General features: G+C 66.4%; 13 protein-coding genes. 7 read left to right on the top strand and 6 right to left on the bottom strand.

Annotated elements, in window-relative coordinates; translation table 11 throughout:
* Positions 1-53: 53 nt before the first annotated feature.
* Complete coding sequence (metK, locus tag EO139_RS10560; RefSeq protein ID WP_104584603.1) at positions 54-1,265, bottom strand: methionine adenosyltransferase; 1,212 nt, start codon at positions 1,263-1,265, stop codon at positions 54-56.
* 445 nt (positions 1,266-1,710) lie between these two features.
* Here metK and EO139_RS10555 point away from each other — a divergent pair, with 445 nt between their 5' ends.
* Together EO139_RS10555 and EO139_RS10550 are read left to right on the top strand one after the other, a co-directional pair.
* Positions 1,711-2,517 (top strand): UDP-2,3-diacylglucosamine diphosphatase, encoded by an 807-nt coding sequence (locus EO139_RS10555; protein ID WP_126970514.1) that lies wholly within the window; start codon positions 1,711-1,713, stop codon positions 2,515-2,517.
* 226 nt (positions 2,518-2,743) lie between these two features.
* Positions 2,744-3,832, top strand: a complete 1,089-nt coding sequence (locus EO139_RS10550) for a metal-dependent hydrolase (RefSeq protein WP_104584607.1) — start codon at positions 2,744-2,746, stop codon at positions 3,830-3,832.
* 58 nt (positions 3,833-3,890) lie between these two features.
* On the opposite strand, the gene EO139_RS10545 is transcribed toward EO139_RS10550, so the two are convergent.
* From EO139_RS10545 to EO139_RS10530, 4 genes are all read right to left on the bottom strand, one after another.
* Positions 3,891-4,718: a class I SAM-dependent methyltransferase gene (locus EO139_RS10545; RefSeq protein ID WP_119130754.1), complete on the bottom strand. Its 828-nt coding sequence runs from the start codon at positions 4,716-4,718 to the stop codon at positions 3,891-3,893.
* Between the two features lie 28 nt (positions 4,719-4,746).
* Positions 4,747-5,745: a tRNA dihydrouridine synthase DusB gene (dusB, locus tag EO139_RS10540; RefSeq protein WP_126970512.1), complete on the bottom strand. Its 999-nt coding sequence runs from the start codon at positions 5,743-5,745 to the stop codon at positions 4,747-4,749.
* A 549-nt stretch (positions 5,746-6,294) separates the two neighbouring features.
* Complete coding sequence (locus tag EO139_RS10535) at positions 6,295-7,251, bottom strand: ribokinase (RefSeq protein WP_104584613.1); 957 nt, start codon at positions 7,249-7,251, stop codon at positions 6,295-6,297.
* Positions 7,252-7,328: 77 nt separating this feature from the next.
* A complete protein-coding gene (locus tag EO139_RS10530) occupies positions 7,329-8,627 on the bottom strand; it encodes a nucleoside transporter C-terminal domain-containing protein (protein WP_016903833.1) in 1,299 nt (432 codons plus the stop codon).
* Between the two features lie 1,370 nt (positions 8,628-9,997).
* On the opposite strand from EO139_RS10530, the gene EO139_RS10520 reads away from it, so the two are divergent.
* From EO139_RS10520 to EO139_RS10500, 5 genes are all read left to right on the top strand, one after another.
* The gene (locus tag EO139_RS10520) at positions 9,998-10,966 is read left to right on the top strand and encodes an aldo/keto reductase (protein ID WP_115676145.1); all 969 of its coding nucleotides are present in this window, start codon (positions 9,998-10,000) and stop codon (positions 10,964-10,966) included.
* A 312-nt stretch (positions 10,967-11,278) separates the two neighbouring features.
* Positions 11,279-11,518 (top strand): hemin uptake protein HemP, encoded by a 240-nt coding sequence (locus EO139_RS10515; RefSeq protein WP_024938306.1) that lies wholly within the window; start codon positions 11,279-11,281, stop codon positions 11,516-11,518.
* A gap of 152 nt (positions 11,519-11,670) precedes the next feature.
* A complete protein-coding gene (locus tag EO139_RS10510) occupies positions 11,671-13,902 on the top strand; it encodes a TonB-dependent hemoglobin/transferrin/lactoferrin family receptor (RefSeq protein ID WP_119129648.1) in 2,232 nt (743 codons plus the stop codon).
* 5 nt (positions 13,903-13,907) lie between these two features.
* Complete coding sequence (locus EO139_RS10505) at positions 13,908-14,540, top strand: Hemin transport protein (RefSeq protein ID WP_119129649.1); 633 nt, start codon at positions 13,908-13,910, stop codon at positions 14,538-14,540.
* Between the two features lie 28 nt (positions 14,541-14,568).
* Positions 14,569-15,492: a DUF6607 family protein gene (locus tag EO139_RS10500; protein WP_119129650.1), complete on the top strand. Its 924-nt coding sequence runs from the start codon at positions 14,569-14,571 to the stop codon at positions 15,490-15,492.
* A gap of 178 nt (positions 15,493-15,670) precedes the next feature.
* Here the strand turns inward: EO139_RS10500 and EO139_RS10495 are convergent, their stop codons facing one another.
* Positions 15,671-16,024, bottom strand: a complete 354-nt coding sequence (locus tag EO139_RS10495) for a DMT family protein (protein ID WP_024938302.1) — start codon at positions 16,022-16,024, stop codon at positions 15,671-15,673.
* Positions 16,025-16,032 lie beyond the last annotated feature (8 nt).

The following is a 16,032-nucleotide window of genomic DNA, read 5'->3' as shown; positions in this document are numbered from 1 at the left end:
CATCAGCGGCCCATGTGCAATTCACTGCATCCGCTCCCGCAGGAGCAGTCTGCTTACTTCAGCTTGGCGTCGGCGCGCAGCGCGTCGGCGCGGTCGGTCTTTTCCCACGAGAACGCGGTGGCGTTGTGCTGCTCCCCGGTTGCGTCGGTGTAGGAGAAGTCCTTCGGCTTGCGGCCGAAGTGGCCGTAGGAGGCGGTCTGCTGATACATCGGGTGGATCAGGTCGAGCATCTGGATGATGCCGAACGGACGCAGGTCGAAATGCTTGCGGATCAGCTTTTCGATCTGTTCGTCGGCGATCTTGCCGGTGCCGAAGGTGGTGACCGAAATCGAGGTCGGCTCGGCCACGCCGATGGCGTAGGAAACCTGCACTTCGCAACGGTCGGCCAGGCCGGCAGCCACCACGTTCTTGGCCACGTAGCGCGCGGCGTAGGCTGCCGAGCGATCGACCTTGGACGGATCCTTGCCGGAGAACGCGCCGCCACCGTGGCGCGCCCAGCCGCCGTAGGTGTCGACGATGATCTTGCGGCCGGTCAGGCCGCAATCGCCCACCGGCCCGCCGATCACGAACTTGCCGGTCGGGTTGATGTGGAACTTGGTGCCCTTGTGCAGCCACTTGGCCGGCAGCACCGGCTTGAGGATTTCCTCGCGCACGGCCTCGACCAGGTCCTTCTGCTTGATGCCCGGATCGTGCTGGGTCGACAGCACCACCGCGTCGATCGCGGTCGCAACGCCGTCTTCGTAGCGCAGGGTGACCTGCGACTTGGCGTCCGGACGCAGCCAGGACAGCGCCGAGTTCTTCTTCTTGCGGATCTTGGCCTGCTGCTCGACCAGGCGGTGCGCCAGATGGATCGCAGCCGGCATGTGGCTGTCGGTCTCGTTGGTCGCGTAGCCGAACATCAGGCCCTGGTCGCCGGCGCCCTGCTGTTCCGGGTTCTTGCGATCCACGCCCTGGTTGATGTCCGGCGACTGCTTGCCGATCAGGTTGAGCACGCCACAGGTCTCGCCGTCGAAGCCGACGTCGGAGCTGTTGTAGCCGATGTCCAGAATGACCTTGCGGGTCAGCGCTTCCAGGTCGATCCAGGCACTGGTGGTCACTTCGCCGGCAACGATCGCCACGCCCGTCTTGACCATCGTCTCGCATGCCACGCGGGCGCGCTTGTCCTGGGCCAGGATGGCATCCAGCACTGCGTCGGAGATCTGGTCGGCGATCTTGTCCGGATGGCCTTCGGAGACCGATTCGGAGGTGAACAGGTAGCTGGACATCAGGCTTATATCCCTTGATTCGGATGAAAAGATGGGTGCGGATGATACACCGTCCGACAACCCTGTGCATTGTGCGCCTGAACAGCCCGGTGTAGCGTTAAACCCGTGTCGTGGCACGGGTTTGCACGGTCATCGGGGTGTCGTCAGCTTGCCATGCAGTGGTCGTATCGAGCGGTCAGCATGCGCGCGTACCTGGCGCCTTGGCTGCTTGCGGCCGGGGCGCCGCAGGGGAATAAGCGATGCCGTTGGACAGCGTGCCGGGGCGAGGGCGCATGGCTGCCATGGCGCCCACGACCCGCGATGCGGTGTTCGATGCAGTGCGTCGCGGCTTGCGGCGGGGTGTGCATCTACGCGCGTGCGCTGCCGGCGCCTGCGGGCGGCGCACGCACCCTGCCTGCGCCGCGCCCGATCGCAGCGCCGAGATTTCTGCCCCGGAGACGCCCGCATGCACTTGTCCACGTTGCATCCACCGGTCCGTGCCTTGTTCCTGTCCGACCTGCACCTGGGCTCACGGCATTGCCATGCCGCCGAGATCGCCGCCTTCATTGGCCGCCAGCAGTGCCAGAGGCTGTATCTGGTGGGCGACATCATCGACCTGTGGTGGATGGCGCAGCGGCGCGCGGTCTGGGATGCGGCGCATCAGCAGGTGATCGCGGCCCTGCATGCGCAGGCCCGGCGCGGCACCGAGATCATCTACGTGCCCGGCAACCACGACCGTGCCATCCGCCGCTTCTGCGGCCTGGTGATGCCGGCCATGCAGGTGCGCCGACGCAGCGTCCACACCTTGCTGGACGGGCGCCGGCTGCTGGTCACCCATGGCGACGACTACGACGCGCAGACCCATTTCGGTGGCCTGCAGGAACGATTTGGCGACTGGCTCTACTACCGCATCCTCACCGGCAATCAGCTGACCAATCGTCTGCGGCGTCGGCTGGGCATGCGCTACTGGTCGCTGGCCGAGTTTCTCAAGCGACGCAGCGATGCAGCCGAGCGTTACATCGGCCGCTTCGTGGCGGCCGGCCTGGCCGATGTGGTGCGCCGCGATCTGGACGGCATCGTCTGTGGGCATATCCATCGCGCCGCACTGCGCATGCAGGCCGGCCATCTGTACGCCAACACCGGCGACTGGGTGGAGAGCCTGACGGCGCTGCGCGAGACGCAGTGCGGCGCACTGCAACTGGTCAACCATCATGGCGAGGTGCTGGCCGAGCTGGCGCCGCAGCCCCACGCCGCGCAGCAGCGCGCGGCGTGAGGTCGTCATGCGTAGCGCATGTCGGCAGGCCGCGGCTGCCGGGAGCCGCCATCGGGCTGCAGCGTCCGCCATCCTGGTGCAGGGCATCCAGACGCCGGCAGCGGCCTCGTTTTTTTTTGTCAGCTAACCGCAGCGCGATGCGGGCAACGCACCTGCTGGCTGACTGCCCCCCGGTCGTAACGCACGCGATGGCACTGAACGATGCCTGGCCTGCTAGCATCGGCCGATGGATTCATTGACCCAGATCGTTCTCGGCGGCGCCGTCGCCGCTGCCATCGCACCGGCCGGACAGCGCCGTGCGGCCCTGTTGGCCGGCGCCGCACTGGGCACCTTGCCCGATCTCGATGCGCTGGTGTTGCTGCCGTTGACCGACGATCCGGTCACGCTGATGACGGTGCATCGCAGCGCCAGCCATTCGTTGTTGGTGCTGCCGTTGCTGGGCTGGCTGATCTGGTGGCTGTTTCGCCGCTACGGCAACGGGCGCGTGGCCAGTGCGCCCAAGCGCTGGTTCTGGGCGATCCAGCTGGCCTTGATCACCCATCCCTTGCTCGATGCCTTCACCGTCTACGGCACCCAGCTGTGGTGGCCGCTGCAGCCGCATCCGGCGATGTGGTCGAGCGTCTTCATCATCGACCCGGCCTACACGCTATGGCTGTTGCTCGCCTGCGCGGTGGCATGGTTTGCACGCGCGCGGCCCATCGCGCAGCACGCGCTGGTGATCGGGCTGGCGCTCAGCTCCGCCTATCTGGGTTGGTCGTTGCTGGCCAAGCACCTGGTCGACCAGGAAGCGGACCGTGCGCTGGCCGCACTCGGGTTGAAGGATGCGCCGCGCTTCTCGGTGCCGATGCCGCTCAATACCCTGCTGTGGCGCGTGGTGGCGATGACGCCCAACGGCTATGTGATCGGCGAGCGCTCGCTGGTGGCCGACAAGGGCCCGATGCAGTTTCGTGGCTATTCCAGCAATACCCAGGCGCTGGGCGAAGTGGCCCGGTTCGATTCAGTGCGCCGGTTGACCTGGTTCAATCGCGGTTTCATGCGCGCACGCCTGGTCGATGACGAGCTGATGCTCAGCGACCTGCGCATGGGCCTGGAGCCGGACTACAACTTCAATTTCGTGGTGGCCCACCGCGAAGACGGGCAGTGGCAGCCGATCGCGCCGCGACAGATCCAGGCCGCCTACCGCGCGCCGGTGGCGCGCGATCAGATCGGCCAGGTGCTGGCGCAGATGTGGCGCCGCATCTGGCACGAGCCCACCGGGACGGTGCTGACCGGTGATCTGGAACACGCCGCGATGCCTGCACCGGCGGCCCGGTAGGCGTGCCCAGGTGGTTGGCCAGCAACGCGCCTGCCGCAGCTCCGTGCAGCACGCCGGCTCAATACACCGTCGCGCGTGCCTGCACGAACGAGTAGAAGAACACCGCGTCCGGGTCGCTGTGCACCTGTGCCAGTTCGCGGCGCATGCCGTCCACGGTGTCTGCGTTCACCGCACCGGCCGCAAGCAATTGGTCGGCCGCCGACAGCAGCACTTCTTCCCAGAATCCGATCATGGTCTTGCGCCGGCCCGGCTCGCGGTTGTCCAGATGCAGCGTCTTGATCTCGGTATGCACATCGCGAAAGCCGCCGGCCAGCAGCAGGTTGCCCAGCTTGGCGCCGACGAACGGGTCGCCGCCCTGGTCGTACTGGAAATCGTTGAAGGCCATCCAGTAGCGCCATAGGTTGGGCGAATACGGATGCAGCAGGAACGAGGCGTTCATCACCTCGGTGACATACACCGGCGAGCCCGGCAGCAGCACGCGCCGTACCTCGTTGAGCACACGCGCAGGCGAGGGCACATGCTCGAGCACCCAGCACAGGAATGCCGCATCGAACTGCCGCGCCTCGAACGGCAGGTCGCTCGCATCGGCCTGCTGCAGCGTGTAGCGCTCGCGGCACCATGCCAACCGTTCGAGATTGGCGCGTGCCGCGCCCAACTGGGCCTCGCTCAGATCCACGCTGGTGACATGCAGGTCGGGAAAGCGGCGCAGCAGGATTTCGGTCTGCGCGCCCACGCCGCTGCCCACCTCCAGCAGCCGGCGTGCGCCGCTGTAGTCGATCTGGTTGAACAGCGTGGCTTCCAGCAGGCGCGCCTGTTTGAGCAGGCGTGCCTGTTCGGTGGATGAAAACCCATGCAGATAGGTCGGGGTGTCGCTCGGTGCGCTCATCGCTGCAGCTCCAACAACGCAGGAAAACTCAGGCGGCAACCGACAGTGCCGGTGGCACGCCGGCGATCAGGGCATCGAAATACGCGCCGGTCAGTTCCAGCTGCGCTTCCGGTGTTTCGGCGCGATTGACCACCGCGCGGAAGTCGGCGCTTTGCGGGTGATCCTTGGCGTACCAGCCCAGATGCTTGCGCGCGATGCGCACGCCCTGCGGCTGCCCATAGAACGCATGCAAGGCTTCCAGGTGGCCGAGCAGGGTATCGCGCACGAACGCCAACGGCGGCGGCGGCAACAGCTCGCCGGTGGCCAGATAGTGCGCCACCTCGCCGAAGATCCACGGACGCCCCTGCGCCGCACGCCCGATCATCACCGCATCCACGCCGGTGGCGTGCAGTACCTGCGCCGCCTTCTGCGGCGAATCGATATCGCCATTGGCGATCACCGGAATCTGCAGCGCGGCCTTGATCTGCGCAATCGTGGCGTACTCGGCAGTGCCGGTGTAGTGCTGGTCGCGGGTGCGCCCGTGCACCGCCAGCGCGGCGATGCCGCAGTCCTGCGCGATGCGCGCGATGGTCGGGCCGTTGCGGTGATCGCAATCCCAGCCGGTGCGGATCTTCAAGGTCACCGGCACATCCACCGCCTGCACCACTGCGCGCAGGATGCGGGCCACCAGCTCCTCGTCGCGCATCAGCGCCGAGCCGGCCCAGGCGTTGCAGACCTTCTTGGCCGGGCAGCCCATGTTGATGTCGATCAGCTGCGCACCGTGGTCGACGTTGTAGCGCGCCGCCTCGGCCAGTTGCTGCGGCTCGGTGCCGGCAATCTGCACGCTGACCGGATCCGGCTCGCCGGCATGGTCCATGCGGTGCAGCGATTTGCGCGTGCCCCAGAAACGCGGATCGGAGATGGTCATCTCCGACACCGCCAGCCCGGCGCCCAGCCGCTTGCACAGCAGCCGGAACGGCTTGTCGGTGACGCCGGCCATCGGGGCCAGGATCACCTTGGGGTCGATGGAGTAGGGGCCGATCTGCATGGCGGCATTGTAGCTGGGTGGGGGAATCGGGATTCGGGAATGGGGAATGGGGAATGGGGAATGGTGAATCGGGAATCGGGAATGGGGCATGGGTAATGGGATTCAGGAATTCAGGAATTCAGGAATTCGGGAGTCGGGAGAGCGTTCGCCTTCGGTGCTGCGCGATTGCGGTGCGCCTGGTTTGAGCGAAGTGGCGCGACGGGTAAGGATGGCAATTGCGAATACTTGCCGGCCGTACGCTCACCCCAACCCCTCTCCCGAGGGGAGAGGGGCTTCTATTCCTTCTCCCGCCGGGAGAAGGTGGCGCGTCAGCGCCGGATGAGGGTAGGGCGCCCGACGCTGCATCACGCCTGGTGCCGCCGCCCAGCCTGCTATCAGATGAAGAAGATCGAAGCGCCGGCGCAGCGGGGCTCGCAGCCTCCGTCGACGGACAGGCCTCGACATGCCGGTCGCACATCAAATCAGTCTGATGGGTATAGCGGACGCCCTGAACGCAGAAGGCGACCGCATCGCTGCGGTCGCCTTCGTTGTTTGCCTGAAGCGCGCGGATCACACAGCCGGTTCGGGGGCCATGCGCGGCATCGAGGTGGCGGCGCCTTCCACTTCGGTGGAGCGCGCGGCGTAGCGGGTGGCAAAGCGCACGTGGGTGATGAAGCTGGCAGTCGGCGCCTGTGCCAGCGAGGCCACCAGCGCGCCGTTGAAGGCGTCACCGGCGCCGGTGGTGTCCACGGTCTGCGCGCTTTCCGCGCCCACCCGGTAATGCGCGGCCGTGTCGCCGCGCAGCTGTTCTTCGGCGTGCGAGATGAAGGCGCCCACCGATCCCAGCGTTACCACCACGGTACCGCCCGGCAACAGCTTGCGGCACAGCGAATGCAGCGTGTTGCCGTCCAGCGCCGCCACATCGTCGGCATTGATGCGTTCGCCGACGTGGCGGCCGAGCAGGGCCGCAAACTCGGTTTCGTTGGGCGTCAGCACATCCGACAGCTTGAGCAGGCCGATCGAGGTCGGTGCATTGGCCGGTGCGGCGTTGAGCACGGTCAGCACGCCGCACTCGCGTGCCAGTGCCAGCGCCGACTCGATGGTTTCCGCCGGCGATTCCAGCTGCGCCAGCAACACGCTGGACGAGGCCACCAGTGCGCGTTGGTTGTCCACGAATGCAGCGCTCAGCACGGAATTGGCACCAGCACCGATCACGATGGTGTTGCGGCCGTGCGCGTCGACGTAGATCCCGCCGGTGCCGGTCGGCTCGTTGCTGGGCTCGGCGATCAGTGCGAAGCCGTCGTGCGCCGCCAGCGAGCGCGCCAGCGCACCGCCGGCATCGTCGCCCAGCGCGCACAGAAAGTGCGTCCTGGCGCCGGCACGTGCAGCCGCGACCGCCTGGTTGAAGCCCTTGCCCCCCGGGCCGGTGCTGTAGCGACCGGCGATGGTGGCGCCCGGCGCAGGCAGCACGTCGCAGCGCCACACGTGATCGACATTGAAGGACCCGACAACGACGACCGAACTCATAAATACCCTTGACTTGAATGACTGAATGAAACGTGGCGTGCGGCGATTAGACCGTCACACCGATGAACCCGCGCCCCTCAACCGAAATGCGAGAGCACACCGGCAATGGTAGCGGTCATGAACGTGGCGATCGAACCGCCCAGCACCGCGCGCAGCCCGAACTTGGCCAGATCGTGACGGCGTTCCGGTGCCAGCCCGCCGATGCCACCGATCTGGATCGCAATCGAGCTGAAGTTGGCAAAGCCGCACAACGCATACGTGGCAATCAGCCGACCCTCCGCGCTCAGGCCCACGCCCGGCACTTCGCCCTTCACGATACGCGACAGTTCGCTGTAGGCGACGAACTCGTTGATCACCACTTTCTGCCCGATCAGCGAGCCGACCGTGGTCGCGTCCACCCACGGGGTACCGATTACCCAGGCGATCGGCGCCAGCACGTAGCCGAAGATCGTCGACAGGTTGGTCGGGCGGCCCAGCAGCGCGGCAGCGCCGGTGATCTCGCCCAGCCAGGTCAGCGGTGCGTTGATCAGGGCGATCAGCGCAATGAAGGCCAGCAGCATCGCGCCGATGTTCAGCGCCAGCCGCAAGCCATCGCCGGCGCCGGCCGCGGCCGCATCGATGACATTGCTGGTGGTCTTTTCCACTTCCATCTTGACCGTGCCACGCGTCAGCGGGGTGCCGGTTTCCGGCACCAGCAGCTTGGCCACCACCAGGGTGGCGGGCGCGGCCATGATGCTGGCGGCCAGCAGATGCTTGGCGTAGAACGCCTGCTGCGCGGGATCGCTGCCACCGAGCATGCCGACGTAGGCGGCCAGCACGCCGCCGGCGATATGCGCCATGCCGCCGATCATCATCGTCAGCAGCTCGGACTGGGTCATCTTGGGGATGTACGGGCGCACCGTCAGCGGCGCCTCGGTCTGGCCGATGAACACGCTGGCGCACACGCTGGTGGTTTCCGCGCCGGACACGCGCATCACCTTGGTGATCGCCCAGGCCATCGCGCGGACCACCACCTGCATCACGCCCAGGTGGTAGAGCACGCCCATCAGCGCCGAGAAGAAGATGATGGTGGGCAGCACCTGGAACGCGAAAATGAAGCCGTAGCTGTCGATGTTCATCAGGTTGCCGAAAATGAAGGTGGACCCTTCATTGACGAAGCTCAGCACCTTGACGAAGCCCTTGCCCAGCGAATCGAACACATCGCGTCCGCCCGGCACCAGCAGCACCAGCGCGGCGAACGAAATCTGCAGCGCCAGACCGGTGGCGACCAGCCTCCAGTCGATCGCGCGGCGGTTGCTCGAAAACAGCCAGGTGATGCCGATGAGCACCGCCAGACCGAACAGGCCGAAACCGATCCTTCCCAAACCTTCGACCATTCCAATCCCCGGGGCTGCTGACGGCAAAACGAGAAGCCTAGAGCAGGGGGTGACCGCGGGCAAGGCGAGCAGCATTCAGGCCCCGCCCGTTGACCCGCAGGCGAGCCAGGGCGGGCGCGGGCAGTTCCCTGCACGCGGGCGGGCGAGCCGCGCTTGCGCAAGGTCATGGATCGGGGGGCATCGATTCGCTGCCCGTGCGTCGCCCGCAAAGACCGCGCCCCGAAGCGCGATCACCCGACCGGCCGCCGCTTTTCCCCTCAGCCATCGACGAAAACCGGTGGTGCTTGCGCGCGTACCGGCGTGGGACCTTGAGTGGCATGGATGCCGCGCCAGAGCCTACATGGACGTACTTGCGGCGTGTCCCATGCCGGTACGCGTGCAAGCGCCCGCAGCAGACCGAAGCATTCGCGTGGAACTCTAGATGTTGTGCACAAGAATGATCGGTGTGCGGCGTCGGTCGGCGGCGCGGCGCCGCATCCGGTGTCGGGACACGCCGTAAATCCGTCCCTGGAGGCTCGGTGGCGGCATCCATGCCGCCACACGGTCCCGCCCCCGGACGCGACACCGCGCTCCCAACATTGCCGCCGCTGAAAGGCAAGCAAGGCTTCAAGCACGTGTCGATGGCTGTGGACTCCGTGGCCGATGTAATCGGTAAGCCATCCATCTGCTGTCACGCCGCCAGGAATGGACGCTCGGAAGAACGTGCAGCTCATCTGGCTGTTCGCATTTCATTCCGGAACCGATAGCAACCGGTGGTGCTTGCGCGCGTATCGGTGTGGGACCTTGAGCGGCATGGATGCCGCGCCAGAGCCTACATGGACGTACTTGCGGCGTGTCCCACGCCGGTACGCGTGCAAGCGCCCGCCGTAGACCGAAGCTTCCACGTAGCACCGGCAGATCTCATGCGCAGGGTCGGTCGGTGTGCGGAGTCGGTCGGCGGCGCGGCACCGCATCCGGTGGCGGGACACGCCGTAAATCCGTCCCTGGAGACTCGGTGGCGACATCCATGCCGGCAGACGGTCCCGCCCCCCGGACGCGACACCCCGCTCCCAAGCTTGCCGCCGCTGATTGGCAAGCAATGCGTCAAGCAGGTGTTGATGCCCGTGGACTTCGTGGCCGATGTGATCAGTAAGCCATCCATCTACTGTCATGTCGCCAGCGATGGTGACGCTCCCAAAGACTTGCAGACCACCGGGCCCTCGGCATTTTCTTTCCGCAACCGACAATAACTGGTGGTGCTTGCGCGGGTGTCGGCGTGGGACCTTGAGCGGCATGGATGCCGCGCAAGCCTGTCGCGCCGGCAGCACCACGTCCTACACTGCGCACGCCGATCCGGGGCAGGGCGCCGCGGAGGTTGTTGGAGTGTGCCAATGCATTACCGTCGTCTGGGGTCCACCGGGCTGCAGCTGTCGGCCCTGTCGTTCGGGGCCTGGGTCACCTTCGGCAAGCAGATCGGGCGCAGCGAAGCGCGCAACCTGATTGCCGCCGCCTGGGACAACGGCGTCACTTTCTTCGACAACGCCGAGGTCTACGCACGCGGCCGCGCCGAAGAGGTGATGGGCGATGTGATCGCCGACCTGCGCCTGCCGCGCGACGGGTACTGCGTGTCGAGCAAGGTGTTTTTCGGCGCGGTGGACAGCCCGCGCCCGACCCAGCGCGGGCTGTCGCGCAAGCATGTCACCGACGCCTGCCATGCCGCACTCAAGCGCCTGCGGGTGGACTATCTGGACCTGTACTTCTGCCATCGGCCCGATCCGGACACGCCGATCCGGGAGACCGTGCGCAGCATGGATGCCCTGATCCGCCAGGGTAAGGTGCTGTACTGGGGTACCTCCGAGTGGAGCGCCGAGCAGGTGCGCGAGGCCATCACCATCGCCGAGCAGGAACACCTGCACGCTCCGTCGATGGAGCAACCGCAGTACAACCTGCTGCACCGCGACCGGCTGGAACGCGAATACGCGCCGCTGTGCGAGGGCGGGCTGGGCACCACGATCTGGTCGCCGCTGGCCTCGGGCCTGCTGACCGGCAAGTACAACGCCGGTGTAGACGCCGATAGCCGCCTCGGCCAACCGGACAATCACTGGCTGCAGGACGAAGTGCTGGGCGCGCCGGAAGCGCGCCGCCTGGAACGCGCCCGCGCGTTCTGTGCACTGGCCGCCGAGCTGGGCCAGTCGCCCGCACGCCTGGCCATCGCCTGGTGCCTGCGCAACCCGCACGTATCCACGGTGATCCTGGGGGCCAGCCGGGTGGCCCAGCTGGAAGAAAATCTCGGCGCGCTGGACACCTTGACCCAGGTCGATGCCGCCGGCTGGGCGCAGGTGGAGGCGGTAACGCGCTAAGAGCACGCCACGCACTGGGGGTGGTGCGGCTGCAAGGTTGTCGGCTTTGTCTTGCTAGCCGACCGAGCCGGTGAGGCTGCGTCTTCCCTGTCGTGCACGCCGGCCAGGTCGCTGTGGCGTCAGGCGCTGGCTGCTTCTCGCTCGACCAGAAACGCATGCCAGAGCGATGTGATCGAGCCGCGATCATCGCGCAGAAGACAGCGCTGGATGGCTTGGCTGGAATACTCCGATAGATTTTGTGAATCAGAAAGGTTCAGTCCATGCAAAGATCGTGTGGCGAAGATGAGAATGGCTCTTGATCATTAAATGAGAATGGTTATTATTTGTCTGGCCAACCGACTGGAGATCCAGATCATGACCGCTCATCCCGTGCTGCTCCGCTCCGAACCGGTCAACCTGCGCGACCGCGCTGCTCCGCGTGCCGTCCCAGCAGAAGACCTCATCAGCAGCGAGGCGCTGCTCAAGGGCCGTCGCGAAGTGCTGATCCAGCATGGCGACCGCGTCTATCGCCTGCGCCATACCAGCAACGACAAGCTCATCCTGACCAAGTAAGCGCCTTGCTCCGATCCGCGCCTTGCGCAGGGTCGGACCGTCTGTCGCGGGCGTTGCCGCCGCCGTCCGCGCACCCCACGCTGTTCCCCGGCGGCCGGCCGCGGCCTTGTCTGCAGCACACGCTGCCGGGAATGTCCTTTCAAGGGTTCCCGATGAGTCGCCTGCATCCGCTGGTGGTCGCGCTGTCGCTTGCGCTGCCTGCCGTTTCGTCGTGTGCCCACGCTGCCGACCTCGCTGCCGCGGATGACGGCGCGCGCGAGGTCCACGACTTCGACCGGCTGCAGGTCACCGCCACCCGTACCCAGCGCGCCCTGGTCGATGTGCCGAGCACGGTGGATGTGATCGACCGCGAGCAACTGGACAATCAACTGGTGCGCGAGCTCAAGGATCTGTTCCGCTACACGCCGGGCGTGTCGGTCACCAGCACCAGCGGCCGCTTCAGCGGCGCCAACGGCATCCGCATCCGCGGGCTGGATGGCAACCGCGTGGCGATCCTGGTCGACAACGTGCCGGTGTCGGACACCTTCAGTTTCGGCAGCTACCTTAACGCCAACCGCAACTTTGTCGATCTGGAAACGCTCAAGCGCGTCGAAGTGGTGCGCGGGCCGGCCAGCTCCCTGTACGGCTCCGACGCCCTGGGCGGCGTGGTGGCCTTCGTCACCAAGGACCCCTCCGATTACCTGCGCGCCGACAGGCACAGCTATGTCGGCCTGAAGTTCGGCTACGAAGGCGACTGGAACGGCCTGTTCGCCGGTGCCACCGGTGCGTTCGGCGGCGAACGCTGGAGCGGCATGGTGGCGGTCAGCCATCGCCAGGGCCAGGAGGCGCAGAACCAGGGCGACATCCGCAGCCGCGATGTCACCCGCACCGCGGCCAACCCGCAGCGCATCGATGGCCGCAGCGTGCTGGCCAAGCTGGTGTACGCGCCCAGCGCGCAGCAGCGCTTCAAGCTCACCGTGGAAGGCAACGAAGACTACGGCAGCATCGAGGCATTGACCGGCATCGACCCGCGTGTGACCACCCCATCGTTGCGCATCCTGTCGCAGGACGGGCGCGACCATCAGACCCGTGCGCGCGTTTCGCTGCGGCACGAACTGGATGCGCTGGGCTGGTCGCTGGCCGACGACCTGCAGTGGCAGCTGTATCGCCAGGACAGCGAGAGCCTGCAGCGCACCGACGAGCTGCGTGGCAACAACACCCGCCGGCATAACGAACACAACTTCGATCAGCGCGTGTACGGCCTGCTGGTCAACGCACACAAGGCCATCGACACCGGCACGCTCAGTCACGCCATCACCTATGGCCTGGACGGTACCTGGACCGACACCCGCGCCAAGCGCGATGGCTACTCGGTCAATCTGGCCAATGGTACCATCACCAATCGCGTGGGGCAGGACGTGTTTCCGGTGCGCGACTTCCCCAAGAGCCAGACCACCAAGCTCGGGTTGTATGCGCAGGACGAGATCGGCCTGTTCGATGGCAAGCTGTCGCTGACGCCGGGCGTGCGCGTGGATTATTTCCGGCTGTCGCCGCAGGTGGACGACATCTTCCGCGAAGACAATCCCGGCGTTGCCGCCGAGACCATCGACGAGACCCAGGTCTCTCCCAAGTTCGGTGCATTGTGGCGGTTTTCGGACGCCTGGTCGGCCTATGCCAATTACGCGCACGGCTTCCGCGCACCGCCGTACAACGACGTCAATATCGGCTTCACCAACCTGCAGGCGCGCTACACCGCCATCGCCAATCCGGACCTGAAATCGGAAACCAGCCGCGGTGGCGAGCTGGGGCTGCGCTTCAATGATGCCATCGGCTATCTGGGCGTCAGCGTGTACTACACCGACTACCGCAACTTCATCGAATCCTATGCGCCGGCCGGCTTCAACGCCGACGGGCTGATGCTGTTCCAGTCGCGCAACGTGGACGATGTGGTGATCAAGGGTGCCGAAGCGCGCGGCGGGATCGATCTGGGCGCCCTGGCCGGTTGGCAGGGCTGGTCGCTCAACAGCGCCGTGGCGTACTCGGAAGGCGACAACCTCACCGACGGCACCCCGCTCAACTCGGTCGACCCGCTGCGCGGCACGCTCGGCGTGGCCTTCGACAGCGATGGCTGGGGCGCGGAAGTGATCGGCACCTTCGTCGCACGCAAGCGTCGCCCACAGCTGGACAGCTATTACACCCCGGCCGGCTACGCCACGCTGGACCTGATGGGGCATTGGGAGTTCGCACCCGGTGCCAAGGTCACCGCCGGCATCTTCAATCTCGCCGACCGCCGCTACGTGGACTGGAACGCGCTGCCCAACGGCACGCTGGCCAGCAGCACGGTGCTCGACCGCTTCACCGGCGCCGGGCGTACCGCCTCGGTCAGCCTGGCAGTGAGCTGGTAGCGGCCATGCCCATCGCCCGCCCGCTGCCGTCGTTGTCGCATGCACGTGCCACCCGCGCCGCGTTGCCGCGGCCGCAGCAGCTGGCCGCGCTGGGCACGGTGCTGTGTCTGTATCGGCCTGCCTTGGGCAACGAACTGGACGGCTGGCAGCACGCGGTGGATGCGGCGGCGTGCCGGCAGGTCGACAGCGATGGCGTGCGCGAAAGCATCTGGTTCTTCGATGCCGAAGGGCAGTGCTGCTGGCGGATCTGCCTGTTGCCTGACAGCGACTTCCTGGTCTGGGATCGCCTGGTCTCGCGCCTGCCGCCGCTGCCGGTGGAAACCCATGAGCTGGGCGTCGGGGAGCGGCTGTGGCGTCGCCTGGCCGGACGCATGCGGGGGCAGGCGTGGCGATTGAGCGCGCTGCGGCTGCAGACCGCCGCCACCGGCGAGCAACCGTTTGTCGCCAGCCTAGCGAGCGTGTCGGCGCTGGGCGCCGAGGTTGCCGCACGCCTGGCACGCGAGGAGGGCATCGACGGACGCGTGGCGGTGGACGATTGCTGCTGCGCACGCGCTGCCGCCTTGCGCACGGCCTCCGCCACATCCAGCAACACCAACCCATCCGACATGACGACGGCGCTGGTGCGCCTGCGCCGCTGACGGTCTCCAACACTCCCGAGAGTTCCGAATGAGCCGACTGTTTCCCCGTTGCATCGCAGTGACGCTGAGCCTGTTGCCGTTGATCGCCGCCGCCGACGTCCAGCGCGACCGCCAGAGCATCCTGGCAATGCAGGGCGAATACGCGGTGGACTTTGCCTTTGACGAAACGGTGCTGCTCAAGCCCGGCTACGAGCGTGCGTCGGCCATGCGCAGCGGTGCCAGCGAAGTGGTGATCGTGGTGGAGGATTCACCGCGCAAGCTGGTGCTGCAGCACCTGCTGGTGGATGAGAAAAGCAAGCATGTGACCAAGCACTGGCGGCAGGACTGGATCTACGAAGCGCCGCAGCGGTTCGAGTTCAGCGCCGATCAGACCTGGACGGTGCATGCGCTGCCGCCGGCAGTGACCACCGGCGCCTGGACGCAGTGCGTCTACGAGGTCAGCGACGCGCCGCGCTATTGCGGCACCGGTCGCTGGGACTATGCCGACGGCCATCCCACCTGGACCAGCGATCTGAGCTGGCGCCCGTTGCCGCGCCGCGAGTACACCAAGCGCAGCGACTACAACGCGCTCGCGGTGATCAATCGCCATACGCTCACGCCCAACGGCTGGACCCACGAACAGTTCAACACCAAGGTGCTGCGCAAGCCCGACGGCAGCCAGGAAGCGATCGCGCGCGAGTTCGGCTTCAACGATTACCGCAAGACCAGCGAGGTCGACTTCGCCCCGGCCTATGCGTACTGGAAGGGCACCCAGGGCTACTGGGCCAAGGTGCGCACGCGCTGGGCCAGGTTCCTCGACACGCCGCCTGGCGTGCATCTGAAGACCAAGCCGGACGGCATGGCGATGATCATGCCGATGTTCCAGCAGGCCGAGGCGGTGCAGGACGGCAAGCGGGTCAAGGACGCGCAGCTGGACGCGGTGTTCGCGCAGTGGGTCGAACCGGCGAACTAGCCACCTCGGTTGTAGGAGCGCACCAGGGCGCGACGTGGCATTCCCGACACGCCCGACATGTCCCAACATGCCCATCGTGCCCGACACGCCCATCACGCCGCGCCCCGGGACGCTGCTGCAAGGTCGCGCCCTGGTGCGCTCCTACGGGTAAGACGGCGGTTAGCCCTTCAAAGGGCGGTTATTCCTTGAACATCAAAAACGCCGCGACCAGTATCAAGCCGAACGCGGCCCAGTGATTCCACTTCAACGACTGGCCCAGGTAGAACGTCGAGAAGCCCGCGAACACCAGCAGCGTGATCACCTCCTGCATGCCCTTGAGCTGCGGCGCCGAATACACCGCGCTGCCCAGCCGGTTGCCCGGCACCTGCAGGCAGTATTCGAAGAACGCGATGCCCCAGCTGACCAGGATGGCGATCATCAGCGGCGTGCTCTTGTACTTCAGGTGCCCGTACCAGGCGAAGGTCATGAACACATTGCTGGCGATCAGCAACAGCACCGGATACAGATAGGCAGTGAAAGGAGCGGTAGGCATGACGGCAG

Source organism: Xanthomonas sp. BRIP62411 (assembly GCF_003993525.1).
GTDB classification, from domain to species: Bacteria; Pseudomonadota; Gammaproteobacteria; order Xanthomonadales; family Xanthomonadaceae; genus Xanthomonas; species Xanthomonas euroxanthea.
The sequence above is the reverse complement of the archived record's forward strand: the minus strand, read 5'-3'. Positions and strand labels throughout refer to the sequence as shown.